The organism is Microcystis sp. CS-574, from assembly GCF_028329095.1.
GTDB classification, from domain to species: domain Bacteria; phylum Cyanobacteriota; class Cyanobacteriia; order Cyanobacteriales; family Microcystaceae; genus Microcystis; species Microcystis ichthyoblabe_A.
The window spans coordinates 25896-45821 of record NZ_JAQMSY010000228.1 but is presented as its reverse complement, the minus strand read 5'-3'; the positions used below and the strand labels follow the sequence as shown (position 1 = coordinate 45821).

Genomic DNA, 19926 nt, shown 5'->3' with positions numbered 1-19926 from the left:
GGGGGGGCGGGTCGGCGGGGGGACCCCCCTTGATAAGGGGGGTGCCGGTAGGCGGGGGGATCCCCCTTGATACGGGGGGTGCCGGTAGGCGGGGGGATCCCCCTTGATAAGGGGGCATCTGATAATTTTTAACGCCTACCTACTTATCAATTAACTTTATTATAACAGGATAACTTCTTTCTTTTCTGGGCTGAGATATTTATCAGCGTTTACTATTCTAATAGCAACCTGACCAGCTTTTTGAGCAACTTTACTACCCATAATATCACACCACCTTCCCAACTGATAACCGATAACTCTTGAGTAATGCACAGAAAACGGGTTTCTCGGAGAAACCCGTTTTCTACTCATGCAAAAGACAAAAAGGGAAATAAATAATCAGGATTAAGCTTTTGTTACTCCCGATCAACCTTTTTTAAACCACGCCTTAAGTCTCACTAATTTCCTGTCGTGGGTCATCCTTGGGTGGATGGAGTTGGCCGGCTATCCATTGCCGTCGGGCATTCTGGATAAAGGGTTCTTCACGACGTTCATCATTCAAATCTAGGCGGTGGCAGGTGGCGCGTCCTGATGGAGTTTTGCCGATAATTTTCAAGGCATCCGCCGACCACAGAAAATGCTCTGACCATATTTGCTGGCGTGGGTTGAACAGTGAAGCTTCTGCCTCGGTTTCTGGGTCAATCCCCGTTGTGAAGTTATAACGCCTTTCATTGCAACGACGACAGGCTAGGGCGAGGTTGTCCAGCGTATCGCTACCACCGAGGGATTGGGGTTGAATATGGTCGATCGAAAGAGGGGCGGAACTGAGGAGTTCGGGATAGTGACAGTATTCACACCGGAACCTAGCGCGTTGTCGAACAATATGGTAGAGCGATTTAGGAATGACCATTTACTCTGGCGGCAATGACAGCGTTGATGTAGCTGAAAATTTGGTCAAGTTCGCCAATCGCTTCTAGCTCAAGGACTTCCTCCGGGGTGAGATCATCAGCTTTTTTTTTGTCAAGAAGCGTCTGCATCCGATCGCCCAGTTCATCTGTAAATTTGAATAGGGTGAGATTATTAATCTGTTGCACCCGCAATCCTTTGGGAATCAGGCTAGAGGGTTTGACAAGAGCGCTCATGGTTGTAGCTGGCTTTTTGAGCAACTTTACTGCCCATAATATCACACCACCTTCCCAACTGATAACCGATAATTCTTTCATTGCCTTAATAAAATTTAACATTAACGCCATTTTCTCAAAAAAATCGACCCGCCTAAGGGCGGGAAAGAAAAGAAAAGAGAAAAAATAGGGAATGAGGGTAAAAGGGGAAAAAGGAAAAAGGGTTAGAGAGTTCTCCCGAATACGCAGACTACCCGAAAACCGACGTTGTTGAGGACGTCGCAGCGGTAGCTGAATCTTGGTTAATTGTCCAACGGTCTTTTTTAATGGCATTTCCCACAAGATTATGGCAGTAATCCGCCAGCTGTCATGGCTACAGTTCCCCCCTAAATGCCCTTTGTAAAAGGGAATTAAAGAGATTTTCGGAAATTTCTTCCGACTCTTTCTGATGCTCTTTTTTGAGCCAAAATTGATTGAAAATTTCCCTATACTTCAACTGAAGCAGTTGTGGCGGAACCGGAAATGGTAAAGTACGAAGTCTCGCTTTTGAAATATTTGGCATAGAACCTGCTGTACCTCCAGCCAATCCACTCAACTTAAGACGCATTGTTTTTTGGCTGAGGGTTTGCCACACATACACTGGATCTATTCCGTCTATTAATCGAAGCCTAAAAATCAAGTCTGGTAGCATTAATTTGGGGCGAGTCATCTGTACAAAAGCAGAAGCGCCAACTAATTCATAAGTGTTCTTTCTAGTAACCAATAAATCACCTGTCTTGATCTCCAATTCCTGTCGAGGAACGTCATCTGGTAGCATAGCTTTGTTTTCATCAGGATTAAAATGCCCGTATGTTACTGCCCCCAATTTCAAAACACCCCATTCTTCAGGTTCGGCTTGTCGCGTATCACATTTAGGACTCCAACCCGATTCAATATCCTTGACACAATCACCTAGTTCTCTAACCTCCCACCCTTTCGGATTAGTAACGGGATCACCGAACATCTCTAGGAAAGTCGATTTTAACAACTCATCAGTCAACCTAATTGCCTCTTTGCGCTTGCGTCGCACCCCATCCGCTTTATCTAAAATTGCCGCAATTCTTCGCTGTTCTTCGAGGGGTGGGAGGGGAAGCCGGTACTGTTTGAGGCTTTGGGCTGAGAGGTTAGGTTGTGAGGATCCGTTATCATATTTATAAATTTCTGCCTGTCCAATTGGACTAGCTAAATAACGATAGAAATAGTCCGTTCTAATTTGTTCAGAAGGTCGAATAATTACCAGAGAAGATGCTATTGCTCCCTCCTGAATATCTTTGATAATTGCCGTCTTGCCTAATGAGCCTCTTAAGCAGTACAAAATATCGCCAGACTTAACCTTTCCGCTTCCTAATAAGTCAAACCTTTTTCTAGAAATAAAGTTCATCGATTCAAAATCTATTTCACCATTTTGAATATGACCAGCATTTATAAAAGGGACTCCATTATCAACAAAATCTTTTTGACTTGGATAGTTTTTACCTCTATCTCCATTTATTAGGGTTCCTACTTCACCCAAACTTACCAGTTTCCAGCCTTCGGGCAACTTAGTCGGTTTGCTCATCCCAACATCTCCTTTAATGCGTGTAAAACCTGATCAATCTTATTTTCAAACATAAATCAAATATCTTTTCGGTGGACTAAAGCGGTGGGTTACGACGGATTGTTAGATTGACTTTAACGCCTAGATTGTTGCCGTCTAACCCACCCTACTATAAACTCTTATCCCCCCTTTTTAAGGGGGGTTGGGGGGGATCGAACCTAAAATCTATTTTTAATTTAATTATAACCAGCTACTTAGGGTCGCAGATACTAGAAAAAAATCAAGCCACTACAGTGGCACCCCTGAGATAATCTTCTAGTTGGCGACCATTATCGTGACTGAGATTGCCTAGAGGTAAAGTTTCGACGCTAAAAGCTCTCACCTCACTAACTTCTAATGTATCTTTGATCTGAAAATTACCCGACGCTGTAACTTCAATTAACAATGAAATGGAGTGAATGCGCGGATCACGCTCAAAAGAGGAATAAACCCCGACTAAACGCCCTAAACTGACTAAATTTAATCCTGTTTCCTCTTTTAATTCCCTTTGGGCAGTATTAAAAATATCTTCCCCCCAATCGATCATTCCCCCCGGTAGGGCCCATTTGCCGGTGTCTCTGCGTCGGATTAAAACAATTGTACCATCAGCAAGCAGCGGAATTATTGTCACCCCAGTTACAGGATGACGAAAGATAATTCCCATCACACTTTTAATAAAATACCAAACACGACCCATAGGAATTAGGAGATGGGGAGATAGGGAGATAGGGAGATAGGGAGATGGGGGGATGGGGAGAGAAATTTTAACTAATACCCCAAAACCCCAAAACCCCAAAACCCCTAACAATATCAATCATGATCGAGAATGGCTTTAGCTTGAATTAAAGCCGATCGCACTTGTTCAAAACCTGTGCCACCATAGCTATTACGGGCCGCCACCACCTGACGAGGAGCGATCGCGTCGTAGATATCGGCCTCAAAAGCCGGATGTAATTCTTGCCATTCCGTCAGGGTTAAATCTTTCAATAACTTACCCGCTGCCAAACTGCTTTTAACGACTTTCCCGACTAAATTATAAGCTTCTCGGAAGGGAATCCCCTTACTGGCTAAATAATCCGCCACATCCGTCGCATTAGAAAAATCTTCCGCCACCGCATTAGCTAATCGGTCAGTTTTAAATTGAATTCCGGTGGCTAAAAGTACCGTCATCGCTTGCAAACAAATCCGCACGGTTTTAACGCCATCAAATAACGCCTCCTTGTCCTCCTGCAAGTCTTTGTTATAGGCTAGGGGTAAACCCTTCATTAAGGTCAATAACGCCTGTAAATGCCCAAAAACCCGCCCTGTTTTGCCGCGCACCAATTCGGGAACGTCGGGATTTTTTTTCTGGGGCATAATGCTAGATCCCGTGGCACAACTATCGGTGAGAGTGATAAAACTAAATTCTTGGGAAGACCAGAGAATCATTTCTTCGCTCAAACGGCTCAGGTGGACCATAATCAGACTAGCGGCCGTCATAAATTCAATGGCAAAATCTCGATCGCTGACTCCATCGAGACTATTGTTATACACCTGCTCAAAATCGAGTAAATTGGCGCTGTAATGACGATCAATAGGAAAAGTCGTCCCCGCTAAAGCACCACATCCTAGGGGCGAAATATTAGTCCTGGCGCGAATTTGCCCTAATCTTTGGTGATCCCGTTCGGCCATTTGAAAATAAGCGAGGAGATGATGGGCTAAACTAATCGGTTGGGCGCGCTGTAGGTGGGTGTAACCGGGGATCAGGGTTTCCAGATGGTTTTCAGCGTGATTGACTAAAGCTTGCTGAAAATTGCGAATTTCTTGCCTAATATCATCGATTTGTTGTCTAAGATACAGACGTATATCCGTTCCTACCTGATCATTCCGCGAACGGGCCGTGTGCAGTTTTTTGCCCACATCTCCCACAATCTCGGTTAAACGACGTTCCACGGCAAAATGCACGTCCTCTTGATCGATGCCGGGGTTAAAGTTGCCGGTGCGGTATTCTTGACGAATTTGTTCCAATCCAGAGACGAGACTATCTGCTTCTTCGGGGCTGATAATACCCGTATAGGCGAGCATTTTAGCGTGAGCGATCGATCCGGTGAGATCATACTCGATTAATTCGATATCAAAGCCAATACTGGCGTTAAATTCTACGATCGTAGGATGGAGACTACCTTCAAAGCGATCGCTCCAAGTTTTCTTTGCTGTCACTGTTTTCGTTAGATGATTGTGGATAAAGTTAACCAAAATATGCTGGACAATTTTGGGGAATAATCCAGCGCTGATAGCATTACCGCTTCAGGTTAGAAAAATCTCCAACCCTACAAACATAAGAATAGCAAGAATTGCTCGCTCTGGCTGAATGCCCATAGGCGAAAAGCTAATAAGAAGTAAAACCTCGAAACATATAACCGGCAATAAAACCGATTAATAGGGCCCATGCTTGCCCAGTTTTGACGAAATTTGAGAAGGATTTCTGAACATTGCCGATGATATCCACGTCTTGCTCCGAAATAGTCATCAAGACATTGGTAAGAGGCGAAAAGTCGATCGAGACGGATAGATGATGGAAGATGTCGATCACGATGGCATTCCTCAAAGACGAAAATCTACAGAATAAGTTAACATGAAAACGACTAAATCAAAACCGCTTTTGTCTCCCTGGTGGTGAGTTGGAAAGGAGGTCACTTTCAAGATGATTGAGATTGCTGGTAATAGGATAATAGTAAATTGCCCGCTTTTGCTAAATCTTGCCCAAAGGCGATAATTCCTTCTTCGTGACCACTCATCACTAAAATTTGTTGCTCCTCTAGATGATCTTCTTGACATAAACGGATAATTTCTGCGGCCATTTCTGGGGTTCCATAGGCGATATTTTCTTGAGTGGTCGGCACTCGATACATTAAATTTTGCCACAGGGGGCGATGGTGAATATGAATCACCCCATTAATCTGGGGATTCGCTTCATAAATCGCTGCATGGGTGAGAGTTTCTGAAGAAGCGGCGATTGTTCCCCGACAAGTGACCCGATTTTCTTGCCAATCGTAGTCTATAACCGTGGTGTAATGGGATTCATTTAATACTGGGATTCCCCCGGTGTTAGTGCCAGAAATAATGATTTCTCTGTCTATTTTTCCTCGTTGACTCACATTCCCAAAACCGATTCCGTTATCGTATTGACCGATTAATCCTAATCGATAGAGGCGATTGCGCCAATAATTTAATTCTGCAATCTCTGAGCTTATTAAGGGACGGTCAGGAATCCAAGTACAATTGTATTTAACGTAGCCTTCGTCAATCATAGATTTTTCTGAAAATATTCGGGATAACTTTGACAAACTTTCTGCACAAAGTCCTGGAGAGGATAGGAAATATTGGCGATATAATTATCTTTAATTGCTTGAGAAAATAGGGGTAAAACTTCCGTGTCTAAGGCGGGGTTAAATAAGTTGATAGGTAGAATTAAATCGGAACATTCCCGCACATCAATGGTCTCAAAATTATCGGCTATAATTAACCAGAGAGGACGCACCCAAAGAGCCGAACGACTTTCGATCACCTGAATTACTTCTCCGTATAAAGTTCGATTTTTGCAGAATAAACTAACAATTTGATGGGGAGTGAATGTGTTCATAGACGATTCTAGTTTTCCTCGATCAGCTAAGACGCATTTTAATCGCTTATTCTTAGATTAGCCGAATCTTCCCCCAATCTCTTTACTCTTGCAAGAGCCAACAGTAAAGAGTATCTCATCTCCACAAGCAATTTAAATGCGTGGGCAGCTTATCTTTCACTGGTCACTGAAAAAAGCTGGCCACTTGCCAATCCCTTGCCAGATCGGGAAAAAACGGCTCTTCTAGGTTGTGTGTGATAAGTTTAACTTACTATATGATTGATCGATCTTTGTGTCCTTTGTGTCTTTGTGGTTCGTTCCACCCCCTCTCTAGGAGGAATGTATCTTAGAATACATTTTACCCACCAAATCCAAGAGAGCCAAAAAACTCCGTTAGAATACGGAAAGCCGTTGACAAAACGATAGAAAATCATGACCGTTGCTTACCCTCGTAAATTCAAGAAGACGATGAGCGCTCGCGACATCATGAAGCGTGTTATTAGCGATCGCGAAATTCATCTTGTCACCCTCAACCGTTACCGCTACAACGAACAACGTAGCTGTAAAGACCTGACCGAACTGATCGAAACCCTAGACGGACAACCGAAAGAACTGATCCAGGAGCTTTCCCGTCACGTCGCCGATGAGGCCCGCCATGCCTACTGGTTAACCGATTTATTAATCGAATTGGGGGCCGATGTGGGGAAACCGCCGGGGTTGTCCTATATTGATGAATTTGAACGTCTTCTCGATCAAGATCAATTCCAAGGTGAAGAACAAAGGGAAGATGGACTGATTGCGGCCCTAGCGGCAATTAACGTCACGGAAAAACGGGGATGCGAATACTTTGCCGCCCATATTTATGCTCTCAAAGCAGGGGAACAAACCCCGGAAAATCTGAAAATTCAGGAAACGATCGCCAAAATCTTTCCTGAAGAAGCAGGTCATGTGCGTTGGGGCAATCGTTGGTTAGCCAAAATTGCCCAAAAAAGCCCCGAACATCGGCAAAAAGTCGAAAAAGCTAAGGCCAAATACTCAGCGATCGAACAGGCCGCCTATGAATCGGGTATGGATATCACCCTGGGGGCAGAATTGCGCCGCTTCGGTCATTTAATGGACATCGCCGCCACTATGCCACTCTGGGAACGTCCTCAATATCTGATGGAACGTTTACCCCAAACCCTTCTCGACCCGAAATTGCAATTATTCCGGGTAGAAGCGGCTCAAAAAGCCTGGAATCGTGATCCACAAATGTTTATGGAACGCTTTTTGTCGATGTTTTTTAATGCGGACGGCAATATCGGCAAAAAAGAGAAAGTCAACTAATTTAATCTTGATTTTCAAAGGATCGAGAAAATCAGCTATTGTTTTAAATAGGGGTGAGTTCTCGGCTTTGGAGCCAGAGAAACACCACTTTTTTACTGTTTATTTTGACTTTTCTTTTTTAGATTATGCGTCTTTTAGCTGCCTTTGATCGCTACCCCGATAGTGTATCGTTAACCCTAGAACCAGTAGCCACCGACTCGCAAAAATTTGATTTATATTTAACTTTACACCTACAAGCTCAAATTCAATCTCTCCTTGGCGGGGAAATCAAATGGGGACTAAAAGGAGGAAAATTAGATTTTCTTTTAGTTAATTGTCACCTAACACAAAATCCTCTTTCTAGTCAAGAGTTATACATAAATCGTATTAATAATTATCAATGGCGGTTATCTTTCAAAGGTCCTCAGTCAATATTTACAGGAGCGCTCGAAAGGATTAACCTAGGAACCGTCAGTGTGGAGGAAGAACCTTATCATCTGACGGTGCAATTTTCCCTGACAGCTGCGGATATCTGTATCACGGAAACATCGGGATTATGGAAACACGATCTAAGTCCCAATAAACATAGTATTTTAGAGCGAAAGTTAGCATTTTTCCTAATGGAAAATCAATTTGATGCTTTTTTGAGTCGTATTTCTTTGGGATCATCGCAGGTGGAATTAGATAATGTTCTAGTTGAACCGCAACCGGCAGCATCAGAAAATTTAGAGAAATTGCAGACACAAATCGAGGGAATTTATGCTGCTGTTAGTGATGATTTTCTCGAACTGACCCAATTAGCTGAACTCGATCCCCTAAGGGATTTTACTGGGGCAAATCTCCTGGCAGCGGAATTAAGTGGTATATCTTTAGGCATGGCCAATCTCTATCAAGCGAATCTGCGGGGGGCCAATTTAACCGATGCTGATTTAAGCGAAATTAATGGCAGTCATGCTAATTTTAAGGGAGCAGATTTAAGCGGAGCCTTATTAGCTAATGCCGATTTAAGTTATGCTGATTTTTACCGTTCTAGTTTGGCTTTAGCTAATTTAATTGGCTCCAATTTAGAAGGAGCTAATTTGGTTGAAGTCAACATCACTCAAGCGAATTTTAGCGGGGCAAAAGTGAAGGGGGCAAAGTTTGCCGATAACGTGGGTATGACCGAGGAATTGCGGGAAAATTTACGCTTGCGCGGAGCTTTCTGCGATTAGTCAACTATTCAGCCTCTAAATGACACCAAATACCCTCACCTTTCACCGAAAATAGCGTTATTAAATAACAAAAGGAGATTAGAGATTTTCCTCGGTATCTATCCCTAATTCCCGCAGTTTAGCCGCTAATTTCGCCGCTTTTTGCTTTTCTTGCTCGACTTGGTTTTCTGCCTCTAAAACCCGATTTTCTGCCTCTAAAACCCGATTTTCTGCCTGTTGTGCCGCTTCTGCGGGAGTGGGTACTAATTCGCCTTCGGAGGTAAAATAGCGCAATTTATTGGCAGATAAACCCAAATATAAGCCTAATTGTTGACTCCAGAGCCATCCCTGGGGATTGGGGGTAATCGGTTGATATTGACCGCTAATTAGGGTAAATCCCTGAAATTCTAAGCTTTCTGGGTCAAACCAAAAATAATCGGGAGTGCGAAATATATCCTGATAAATTTGTTTTTTCTCCTCTCGGTCAACTTTGGCGGTACTATCGGAGAGAATTTCGATAATTAAATTGGGATATTTGCCCTCTTCTCGCCAAATTACCCAACTTCTGCGGTTGGGGTTGGGATTTGTCCCCAAAACGACGAAAAAATCCGGACCACGGAAGAATTCTGACTTTTTCTGGTTGGGACTGTAATAAATGGTTAAATTGCCGGCGGCAAAATAATCTTCTCGCTCGCACCACCACCATTCTAAACACTGAATTAATAAAATAATTTGTTGTAGATGTAGGTTACTTTCCAAGGGTGGTTCATCACTCCAAAATTCGCCTTCTGGGAAGATTATCTCAGGGTTTACATGGGACTCCACTAGGGGTAAGCTTTCAGCGATAGTCATGGTTAGTCCAACAGAGATAGGTCAACAACTTATTATAAATCATTGAAGGGATTTTTTGAGCAATTGTAGCAGTAGCAATTGAGGTAGAATATTCCTGTGGGTAAATCGTCATTTTTCCCTTAAACAATACCAGATCGCAGGGCAATTACGGCCGCTTGTACTCGGTCGTCCACGGCCAATTTATTCATAATTCCCCGCACATGGGTTTTAATCGTATTGGTGCTTAAATAAAGTTGTTCGGCGATTTCAGCGTTACTTTTGCCCTCAACAATTAACTTTAAAACCTCCATTTCTCGCTCCGATAAAAGTGCTAGATTGGGATTAGGTTGCACTGCCGGCGGTTTGAGATTATCCATGACTAAACGGGCAATTTGAGGGTCTAAATAGGTGGCCCCGTCCTTAGCTGCTTCAATGGCGGCCAAAAGGCGATCGAGACTCGCTCCCTTGATACAATAGGCATCAGCGCCACTGGCCAGAGCTGCGATCACTTCCTGTTGCAGAGTGTGGGAAGTGAGCATAACCACATGAACATTAGCTAAACCCTCCTTAATCTGTTTAGTTGCCGCAATGCCATCGAGACGGGGTAAACCGATGTCCATGACCACTAAATCTGGCCGTAGGGATAGGGCTAATTGTACCCCCGCCAGACCATCACTAGCTTGACCGACGATCTCAAAATCTGGCTGTTCACCGAGCGCTTGTTCTAAACCTAACTGCATTAAAGGATCGTCTTCAACAATTAAAATCCGCATGATCTTTGATTCCTAACGGGAAAATGTACGGTTTTCACCCATCTGCATGAAGCAGAACTACTCCTAGTTTAGGCAATCTGGAGAGAGATTAACAGTGATTCAGTGATTCAGTAACCAGTGACCAGTAACCAGTGACCAGTGACCAGTGACCAGTGAAAGATACTAAATTTATTGAAAATTGAAAACTTAAACCTAATAACTGAAAACTTAAACCTAATAACTTAAAACTTAAACCTGATAACTGATAACTGATAACTGATAACTGATAACTGATAACTGATAACTGATAACTGATAACTGAAAATGCTGCGGATTTCATCAGATCGGTCTAAAATTGTGCTTGTTGCCCTAGCTTATCTGGGTGTTGGTTGGCTAGGCTATCTCTGCTTAAATTTAGGGTCGCGACCTGCCCCAATTTGGATGAGTGCTGGTATTGGCTTAACTGCTGTTTTTTTAGGGGGAAAAAGGCTAGTTTTAGGCGTTTTTATCGGGGATTTGCTTCTAACCTTCTTTTTAGGGGCCAGTTGGCCCATAGCTCTATTTTCGGCGATCGGTAGCAGTGTATCGGCTCTGTTAGGGGCGCAATTCCTGCATTATCTGAGATTTTCCGCCACTTTACAGCGTATTCGCGATATTCTCTTACTGGTATTTTTAGCGGCCTTATTGGCCTCGGCAGTTAATGCCACTATCGATACTTTTGCCCGTAGTTGGCTAAATACTTGGGATTGGCGGCAATTTGGACAGTCTTGGGGCATGATCTGGCTCGGAGATAGTACAGGGATCTTAATGACCACGCCGCTGCTGTTGCGTTTTTGCTTCAATCGTCACTCCCTGCGGGAACCCCGGCAACCCCAACGCCTTGGCGAGGCATTACTTTGTATGAGTTTGCTAACGGTGGTGACTTTCGTGGTTTTTGGTGGTCAACAGGATTTTCTTAACCCCGATTGGAGTATGGTGCAGTACCTCGAATATCTGCCTTTTCCTTTTGTGGTTTGGGCTGCTATGCGTTTTCAGACCTGGGGAGCGGTAATAGCCAATTTTTTAGTATCTATTTTAGCTTTGATGGGATTGGTCGGGGGAATCAGTCCTTTTATCCTACAAGCCCCCGACCATACCAGAGGTGTCCTGATCTTACAAATCTTTTTGGTCATTGTCATGTCAACTTCTCTGTTTTTATCGGCGGCGATTACCGAAAGACAACAGATCGATCGAGCTTTAAATGAAACTTTAGAACGAGAACATTTAGTCACACAAGTTGCTTTAAAAGTCCATCAATCTTTAGATATAGATCAAGTTTTAAATACCATTGTTGGGGAAATCAGAAATTTTCTCGATGCCGATCAAGTCTATATCGGTCACTGTCAAGAGCGGGGTTGGTCTAAGGTAATCGCTGAGTCCCGTCGTCCCGAGATTCCCTCGCTGATGGGTTGGTTTCCCGAACCAGAATTACTGGAAGAATTGGGACAATTATTTTCTTTAGATAAGTTAATTATTGCTGATAATACCGCTAAGGTGCAAACGCTGCCCACTCTCAAGGGTTATTACGAATACCTGCAAGTTAAATCCTCTTTAGTTTTACCTCTAACGGTTAATAATCAACATTTAGGTGCTTTAGTTGTCCATCAATATTCCCATCCCCGTCATTGGCAAAAAAGCGAGGTCAAATTATTAGAACAGTTAGCCACCCAAGTTTGTATCGCTATCGGCCAAGCGCAACTATATCAGAGGGTGCAAAGCTTGAATAATAATTTAGAACAGGAAGTGGCAGCTAGAACCCTGGAACTGCGAGAAAAAGTCCGGGAAATTCAGCGTTTATACGAAATGAAAACGGTTTTTTTACAGGCAGTATCCCACGATCTACGCACTTCGATTATGGGATTAGTGATGTTATTAAAAAATTTCCAGTGTCGGCAAACAGAAAAAGTAACTATCTCGCGAGCAATGCTCGATCAGGTGGTGCGTAGTTGCGATCGACAATTAACTTTAATTAATGCTTTATCAGAAAATCATTTTGCTGAAGAACGGCCTTTAATCTTGCATCGTCAACCTCTATTTTTAAAAGAACAGGTGGAAATTTGGCTGAAAGATTGGCAAAAAGATTTTGATTTATACCAAGCTACTTTTATTAATCTTCTCCCCGATAACTTACCCGCTATTGATGCCGATCCTTATCAGCTAAGAAGTGTTTTTGAACAATTATTAAATAATGCCTTGAAACATAATCCTTCACCAATTCAATTAGCTTTAGATGCTCGTATTGACCAAGATATGCTCTACTGCACTTTAAGCGATAATGGCATTGGCATGGATGAGGAACAATGTCAACATCTTTTCCATTTATATGTAAGAAATCTTCATAATCAACACCTAACGGGGATTGGTTTAGGTTCCTACCAATGTCGGCAAATTATCGAGGCTCACTCTGGGAGAATTGGAGTAAAAAGTACCCCGCGGGTTGGTTCACAGTTTTGGTTTACTTTACCCCTTGCTCATCAAAATTCTAGAGTAATTAAGCAGGAGTTAGTCAACAGTAATCAGTGATTTGTAACGGGATCGAGATGATTCTGCTTATCGCTCTTCTGGGACTCTGGGGTATATAGAATCGCCAATTCAGACTTGAATTAGCCATTTTATGTGGGTTGCCTACCGACAATTAAGGCATATTTGAGGAGAATTTGGGCTCTCCCAGCTTTGGTGGGTAAAATGTATTCTAAGATACATTTCTCAAGAGCGAGGGGGTGGAACGAACCACAAAGACACAAAGAACACAAAGATCGATCGATCCTATGTCAATTAAACTTATCACACAGAACCTAGAAGAGCCGAATTTGCCATCTCAATTGTTAAGCAACAATCGACCAAATAGGTCGAGTTTGTAACTATTCTGATTGCTAGTATCCCTTGAAATTCTCACAAGGATCACAAAATTGGCCAATTGTCAATAGCGTTTGAGATGCGCTCACCCCCGGTGGTGAGGATGTCAAACAATCATCAAAAATAGCAGCGGTTGCCCCCTAGTTCTATAATCAGATCACGGCTAATTTGATTGGCTATCGACCCTATTCATGTCTATCTCCCCACCCCGTTCCGGTTACACTTTGCCGGTTTTTGCCTGTGCCAGTGCGATCGCATCTCTCCAGCATCTCCACGGCGAAAATGAGCTAAATTCCGTTACTTTTAATCTTTTAGAACCGCCAGAAACCGTTACAATTGCCATCGAACAAGTTGCCCAACTTAACCCCGAGGCTGCCCTAGCTATCACCCGCAGCGATCCGGGGGACAATTTAGATTTAACTAGAAATACCCCTATATGGGCGTTAGTAGAAAGAAAAACAGGTAATCAAGAGATAGAGATTCAAGGCGGCGCAGGAATCGGCCTACAGATTGATAATGGCGGAAAATCAGCTATTTATAGTTATGCCCAGCGTCTGCTGCAAGAAAACCTCAGACCCCTGTTACTGCCCCAAGAAAGCATCAAAGTGACGATTATCCTGCCAGAAGGCAAAAAACTGGCCACAAGGACTTCTAACGCCGCTTTTGGGGTGGTAGAGGGATTATCTTTGTTGGGTACCACCGGCATTTCCCAACCTCTCAGCGCCCCCGGACAGTTAGAAATCTTTCGCGAGCAATTAAAAAATTTATCCCTTCGTTTTGATCGCTTGGTGTTTTGTATCGGGGAAAATGGCTTAGATTTAGCCCCTCAAATGGGTATTAATCCTGATATTTTGGTAAAAACAGCCAATTGGATCGGGCCGATGTTATTAGAGGCACAATTACAGGGAATCTCTGAAATTCTTTTGTTTGGTTATCATGGTAAATTAATTAAACTTGCCGGGGGAATCTTTCAGACTCACCATCATCTCGCCGATGGTCGTCGGGAAATTCTTACCGCCTACGCCGCTAAAATGGGTTTAGCTACCCCCCATCTCCAGCAAATTTTTGACAGTAGCACCAGCGAAAACGGTCTGGAGTATCTGCGTCAATTAGACCGGCAAACGGGAGATAATTGGGTGGAACGCATCTATGGAGAAATGGCTAATACTATCGATCGCCGTTGCCAAGAATACGTTTATAACCACAGTAACGGTCATCTTGGGGTCGGTTGTATTTTATTCGATCGCTCTCGTTCTTTGATCAGCAAAAGCGAAAATGGCCTTAAATTTTTGCAAAATCTACCAGTTACTCCCCAGTGACTGTGCTATGATCGTGGGAATATTTAGTCTTAAAAAATGAAACTAATAAGGCCACACCATTGTAGCTTATTTTCAGAACAATAGCCGATTTAGTTTACAAATCTTTAACCTTTTCCTGCCAGTTTCTTTTCTTGATCGTAGTGACAACTCAAACCCCCCTTCCCACCCCCCAAGAGACTTTGCCCTCAGAGTCCTTCACTAATAGCCTTAATCGTCAAATAATCATCATTCTTGACTTTGGCTCCCAGTATTCTGAATTAATCGCCCGCAGAATCCGGGAAACGAACGTTTACTCCGAAGTTCTCTCCTATCGTACCAGTGCCGAACAATTGGCCCAAATCAACCCGAAAGGAATAATTCTTTCGGGCGGTCCCAATTCCGTTTATGATCCTGGAGCGCCTCACTGTGATCCAGAAATTTGGAATTTAGGTGTACCCATCCTCGGAGTTTGCTACGGGATGCAATTGATGGTACAGCAGTTAGGGGGCAGGGTAGAACGGGCAAAACGGGCCGAATACGGCAAAGCATCCCTATTTATCAACGATCCTACCGATTTATTAACCAATGTCGAGGACGGTTCCACCGCTTGGATGAGTCACGGGGATTCCTGCGTGGAATTGCCATCGGGTTTTGAAATTCTCGCTCATACCGATAATACCGATTGTGCGGCCATTGCCGATCACGAGAAAAAACTCTTTGGAGTGCAGTTTCACCCGGAAGTTGTCCATTCTGTGGGAGGAATCGCCTTAATTCGCAATTTCGTCTATCATATCTGCAAATGCGAACCCACTTGGACCACGGAAGCTTTTGTCGAGGAATCGATCCGAGAAATTAGGGCAAAAGTGGGCGATAAGCGAGTTTTATTGGCTTTATCCGGCGGTGTGGACTCCTCTACCTTAGCATTCCTCTTGCATCGAGCGATCGGTGATCAACTAACCTGTATGTTTATCGATCAGGGATTCATGCGTAAGGGTGAACCCGAACGATTAATGCAGATATTTAACGAGCAATTCCATATCGGAGTCCAGTATGTCAACGCTAGAAAGCGATTTTTAGCGCAAGTGGCCGGTGTCACCGATCCCGAAGAAAAGCGCCGTCGTATCGGCCATGAATTTATTCAGGTGTTTGAAGAAGAATCGAATCGTTTGGGACCCTTTGATTATCTGGCCCAAGGAACTTTATATCCCGATGTGATTGAATCGGCCGATAGTAATGTGGATCCCAAAACCGGGGAAAGAGTCGCGGTTAAAATTAAAAGTCATCATAACGTTGGTGGACTGCCGAAAAATCTCCGGTTTAAATTAGTCGAACCCCTGCGAAAATTATTTAAGGATGAGGTGAGAAAATTAGGTCGATCAATCGGTCTTCCGGAAGAAATTGTTCGTCGTCAACCTTTCCCCGGCCCTGGTTTAGCGATTCGCATTTTAGGGGAAGTCACCGCAGATAAATTAAATATTTTGCGCGATGCAGATTGGGTGGTGCGCGACGAGATTAATAAGCAGGGAATGTATCACGATTTCTGGCAAGCTTTCGCGGTTTTATTGCCTGTCCGCAGTGTGGGAGTAATGGGAGATCAACGTACCTACGCTTATCCTATTGTCCTACGTTTAGTCAGCAGTGAAGACGGAATGACTGCCGATTGGTCCCGGGTTCCCTATGATTTATTGGAGACAATTTCTAATCGCATTGTCAATGAAGTTAAGGGAGTTAACCGCGTGGTTTATGATATTACTTCTAAGCCCCCCGGAACTATAGAATGGGAGTAGTATTGAATTATTGATTGATTATTAGTCCCGTCCAAATATTGGGGCGGGATTTTTGCAGAATAGACAATTGAGGAGATTAATTACTACCATGGCACAGTTAGAGATGTGGGAAGAAATAGAAGCGGTGGATTTTGCCGGAGAAGAAGATATTGCAGGAGAATCAGCAAACCAAAAAAAGCTACAACTCAAAGAAATCTCCGACACTGTTGTTGCCAGCAGTGATTGGACTACCGCAACGATCCGCGATCAATTAATTCGAGAAAATATTCAACTCAATCCGCGCTTTCAAAGACGAGATGCTTGGAATATTACTCGTAAAAGTCGATTTATTGAATCCCTAATTCTAGGGTTTCCAGTCCCACAGATTGTCTTAGCTACTAATAACAAGGAAAAAGGTAAATTTATCGTTCTTGATGGCAAACAACGCCTACTAACAATTTTACAGTTTTATGGTGACAGTGACACACCTAATAATAGTTTTACTTTAAAAGATTTAGAATTTTTAGATGATCTCAATGGCTGCCAATATCAAGATCTAAAAAATGACTTCAATTTAAATGATTTCTTAGACCAACTGGATAATCAAACTATCCGCACGATTGTTATCCGTAATTGGAAAACGGAGAGTTTCCTCCATAAAATTTTTCTGCGTCTCAATGTGGAAAATACCCCTTTGTCTTCTCAAGAATTAAGACAAGCATTACACCCAGGAGGTTTTATTAATTTTTTAGATGATCGAGCGATCGAAAGTCAAGCATTAAAGAAAATATTTAAATCTTCCTATCCCGATTTCCGGATGCGCGACACTGATATATTATTGCGTTATGTAGCTTTTCATTATTATTTATCTGATTATCGCGGTGATGTTCAGATGCTTCTAGATAAAACCTGTCAAAATTTCAATCAAGAATGGGAAAAACGCTCAGATGAAATTATCAATGTTGTTGATCAATTTGAAAAAGCTGTCCAGACAACGATTAATATTTTTGGAGAGAAAAACTTTTACCGTCTCTGGCTGCCTGAATCGGCAACTTATCGAAGTCAGTTCAATCGAGCAATTTTAGATGTGATGGTTTTTTACTTTTGCGATGATCTAATTAGAGCAGCTGCCGAGAAAAACAAAGAACAGATAGAAAATGCTTTTAAAGAATTATTATCTAACCCTGACAATGAATTTAGGAACTCAGTAGAAAAAACTACTAAAAGTATTAGAGCAACTTACAATCGTTTTCATTTATGGGGTCAAGCTTTATCAAAAGTATTAGATATTAACTTCAATATTCCTCAGATGGAAGATAACCGTATTATTTTTAAGGGGTTAAGATAGTTAGTTTTTTTACTATGCCGAAATCTCTGAGATTTAGACAACTAACCAAAGAATTGAATCGACTAAAAAAACAATTCCTACCTCGTAAATTCAGCGAGATCAATGACTATTCTGAAAGACAATTAGCTTTAACTTTTGCCTATCGAGTTTTTGCTCATGCTGAGATTGAATCTTATCTTGAAGATCGAGTTTGGGATACCGTACTGACAGCAAAAAAAATTTGGGATAATCAAGGTAAAGCTAGTGGAGTTTTGTTATGTGTAATCGCTTTTTCTGGTCAAGAAATGGAAGCTCCTCCCGACACCCTTACTCCTCTTAAAGGTAAGAAAAATCTGCCTGAAGATAAACTAAAAATAACTAAAAAAATTGACATAGCGATTAGATGTTTTAAATCAGTTATCGATCAAAATCATGGGATTAAAGAAACTAACCTATTAAAATTACTCTTACCAATCGGCATCGATAGTGATGACTTAGATAAAGTTTGGTTACTAAATATGGATACTTTTGGAGAAGAACGCGGTGAAATCGCTCATTCTTCGGGAATAAAAACGAAAAAAACGCCTAACCCTGCCGACGAATTAGAGAGAGTTAAACAAATTATTCAAGAATTAGAGAAAGTCGATCAATTGATTACTAACTTGCTCAAGTAATTGCACTCTTAATAAAACTTAAATTGTTAATTATATCAGAAATACAGTATAATAAAAGGCAGACAATAGAGAGCTAATCATCAAAGTGAAACATAGACCAATTGCGATCGATTTATTTGCCGGCTGCGGTGGGATGTCCCTTGGTCTAGAAGCGGCGGGATTTGATATTGCTGTAGCGGTGGAGTTTGATGCAGTCCATTCCTTGGTTCATCATTTTAACTTTCCCTATTGTCAAACTATTTGCCGGGATATAGCCAAAGTAACAAGTAGAGAAATATGGGAATTATTAAAACTAAAAGGCTATGCCACCGATGTTAGTTTAATTGCTGGCGGTCCCCCCTGCCAAGGTTTTTCACTGATTGGTAAACGACAAATAGATGATCCTAGAAATTCTCTTGTATTTGAATATCTGCGGATTGTAGCAGAAATTAAACCCAAGTATTTTATCTTTGAAAATGTCCCCGGCATGGCTACGGGTAAACACAAACAATTTTTAGAGGAGTTAATTTCTGAATTTGAAGCTATTGGCTATACAATTAATCAGCCAATTAAAATCCTTGATGCCAGTGAATACGGGGCCCCACAAAAGCGCAGAAGATTAATCTTAATTGGTAGTCGAAAAGACGTGACGATGGCTAAATATCCCTTAGCCAAGACCGTCGATTTGAACTCAGCCAAAAAATCAGCTTTTACCAGCGTCTATGATGCGATTTCAGATTTAGAATTAATACCGGCTTTTATCGATACTGATTTAGGCATACTCGCATCAAAATTAGATTATAGTGGTAAGAGAAAAAAATATTCAGTGCAGCCAAAAGATATTTTTAAACTTTGCCATCAAAGAACAGTAGATACAAAAATCTATGGACATATAGGCTCAGTTCATACCCAAAGATCAATTGATAGATTTATCGTAACCGAACCGGGTACAGTGGAACCAAAAAGTCGCTTTTTCAAGCTTTCTCCTACTGGTTTATGTAACACTCTCCGGGCTGGAACTAATAGTGACAAAGGGGCCTATACTGCTCCTAGACCCATTCACTATTCTATTCCTCGTTGTATTACTGTACGAGAAGCCGCCAGATTACATACATTCCCCGATTGGTTTCAGTTTCACCGCACAATATGGCATGGTTTTCGTGAGATTGGTAACGCGGTTATTCCGCTATTATCGAAAGAACTTGGCTCTTCTGTGATGGGAGCAATGAATATCAATACCGCTAATCTCAACCGAGTTATTTTAGAAAAAATGCCCGAAGACTTATTGCTATATAATATGTCTCAAGCATCAAATTATTGGGGAATCTCTGACGATGTTATCCCGAAAAGAAAACGAGGTGTCTCTCAGAGGCTGTTCGGTATTTAAATTATACCAATCAAAGAGTATTTCTTTCAGAAGCACCGCGCTATAATTTGCCGTTAATTCAGGTTCCTTCTGGTGAATTATTTGTCATGGGAGATAATCGTAATAATAGCAACGATTCCCATATCTGGGGATTTTTACCAGTCAATAACGTGATTGGCAATGTAGTTTTTCGCTTTTTCCCACTGCATCGCTTTAGCTGGGTTTAA

The 19926-nt window shown here is 42.2% G+C and carries 18 protein-coding genes and 1 pseudogene; 9 read left to right on the top strand and 10 right to left on the bottom strand.

Features of this window, described 5'->3' with window-relative positions; genetic code table 11:
- Positions 1-427 precede the first annotated feature (427 nt).
- The 8 genes from PN470_RS18725 to PN470_RS18690 all read right to left on the bottom strand — a co-directional run bounded on the left by PN470_RS18725 (position 428) and on the right by PN470_RS18690 (position 6337).
- Entirely contained in the window at positions 428-889 is a 462-nt protein-coding gene (locus PN470_RS18725) for an HNH endonuclease (RefSeq protein WP_012265247.1), read from the bottom strand.
- A complete protein-coding gene (locus tag PN470_RS18720) occupies positions 876-1433 on the bottom strand; it encodes a hypothetical protein (RefSeq protein WP_271935956.1) in 558 nt (185 codons plus the stop codon). The genes PN470_RS18725 and PN470_RS18720 overlap by 14 nt, the downstream gene beginning before the upstream one ends.
- Before the next feature lie 40 nt (positions 1434-1473).
- Complete coding sequence (locus tag PN470_RS18715) at positions 1474-2697, bottom strand: restriction endonuclease subunit S (RefSeq protein ID WP_271935953.1); 1224 nt, start codon at positions 2695-2697, stop codon at positions 1474-1476.
- A 259-nt stretch (positions 2698-2956) separates the two neighbouring features.
- Positions 2957-3412, bottom strand: a complete 456-nt coding sequence (locus PN470_RS18710) for an NUDIX hydrolase (RefSeq protein ID WP_271935952.1) — start codon at positions 3410-3412, stop codon at positions 2957-2959.
- 113 nt (positions 3413-3525) lie between these two features.
- Positions 3526-4914 (bottom strand): argininosuccinate lyase, encoded by a 1389-nt coding sequence (argH, locus tag PN470_RS18705; RefSeq protein ID WP_002735516.1) that lies wholly within the window; start codon positions 4912-4914, stop codon positions 3526-3528.
- A 169-nt stretch (positions 4915-5083) separates the two neighbouring features.
- Complete coding sequence (locus PN470_RS18700; protein WP_002735090.1) at positions 5084-5287, bottom strand: hypothetical protein; 204 nt, start codon at positions 5285-5287, stop codon at positions 5084-5086.
- A gap of 106 nt (positions 5288-5393) precedes the next feature.
- On the bottom strand, positions 5394-6005 hold the full coding sequence (locus tag PN470_RS18695) for a class II aldolase/adducin family protein (protein ID WP_271935948.1): 612 nt from the start codon (positions 6003-6005) through the stop codon (positions 5394-5396).
- The gene (locus tag PN470_RS18690; RefSeq protein WP_002773358.1) at positions 6002-6337 is read right to left on the bottom strand and encodes a hypothetical protein; all 336 of its coding nucleotides are present in this window, start codon (positions 6335-6337) and stop codon (positions 6002-6004) included. The genes PN470_RS18695 and PN470_RS18690 overlap by 4 nt, the downstream gene beginning before the upstream one ends.
- 411 nt (positions 6338-6748) lie before the next feature.
- Here PN470_RS18690 and PN470_RS18685 point away from each other — a divergent pair, with 411 nt between their 5' ends.
- Entirely contained in the window at positions 6749-7642 is an 894-nt protein-coding gene (locus PN470_RS18685; RefSeq protein WP_271935946.1) for a ferritin-like domain-containing protein, read from the top strand.
- 125 nt (positions 7643-7767) lie between these two features.
- The gene (locus tag PN470_RS18680) at positions 7768-8832 is read left to right on the top strand and encodes a pentapeptide repeat-containing protein (RefSeq protein WP_271935944.1); all 1065 of its coding nucleotides are present in this window, start codon (positions 7768-7770) and stop codon (positions 8830-8832) included.
- Positions 8833-8910: 78 nt separating this feature from the next.
- Here PN470_RS18680 and PN470_RS18675 read toward each other — a convergent pair whose 3' ends face one another.
- Positions 8911-9663 (bottom strand): Uma2 family endonuclease, encoded by a 753-nt coding sequence (locus tag PN470_RS18675; RefSeq protein ID WP_271935942.1) that lies wholly within the window; start codon positions 9661-9663, stop codon positions 8911-8913.
- A 119-nt stretch (positions 9664-9782) separates the two neighbouring features.
- Positions 9783-10415, bottom strand: coding sequence for a response regulator (locus PN470_RS18670; protein WP_002737320.1), 633 nt, complete (start codon positions 10413-10415; stop codon positions 9783-9785).
- A 303-nt stretch (positions 10416-10718) separates the two neighbouring features.
- On the opposite strand from PN470_RS18670, the gene PN470_RS18665 reads away from it, so the two are divergent.
- From PN470_RS18665 to lepB, 7 genes and pseudogenes are all read left to right on the top strand, one after another.
- A complete protein-coding gene (locus tag PN470_RS18665; protein ID WP_271935940.1) occupies positions 10719-12956 on the top strand; it encodes a sensor histidine kinase in 2238 nt (745 codons plus the stop codon).
- A 524-nt stretch (positions 12957-13480) separates the two neighbouring features.
- Positions 13481-14608 (top strand): cobalt-precorrin-5B (C(1))-methyltransferase CbiD, encoded by a 1128-nt coding sequence (gene cbiD / locus PN470_RS18660; RefSeq protein ID WP_103112630.1) that lies wholly within the window; start codon positions 13481-13483, stop codon positions 14606-14608.
- Positions 14609-14748: 140 nt separating this feature from the next.
- Positions 14749-16374 (top strand): glutamine-hydrolyzing GMP synthase, encoded by a 1626-nt coding sequence (guaA, locus tag PN470_RS18655; protein ID WP_271935938.1) that lies wholly within the window; start codon positions 14749-14751, stop codon positions 16372-16374.
- An 88-nt stretch (positions 16375-16462) separates the two neighbouring features.
- The gene (locus PN470_RS18650; protein WP_272104929.1) at positions 16463-17701 is read left to right on the top strand and encodes a DUF262 domain-containing protein; all 1239 of its coding nucleotides are present in this window, start codon (positions 16463-16465) and stop codon (positions 17699-17701) included.
- A gap of 14 nt (positions 17702-17715) precedes the next feature.
- Entirely contained in the window at positions 17716-18354 is a 639-nt protein-coding gene (locus PN470_RS18645; RefSeq protein WP_272104928.1) for a HEPN domain-containing protein, read from the top strand.
- An 85-nt stretch (positions 18355-18439) separates the two neighbouring features.
- Positions 18440-19720: a DNA cytosine methyltransferase gene (locus PN470_RS18640; protein WP_272104927.1), complete on the top strand. Its 1281-nt coding sequence runs from the start codon at positions 18440-18442 to the stop codon at positions 19718-19720.
- A pseudogene (gene lepB / locus PN470_RS18635) lies at positions 19696-19926 on the top strand (signal peptidase I); the annotation flags it as partial. The gene PN470_RS18640 and the pseudogene lepB, both read left to right, overlap by 25 nt.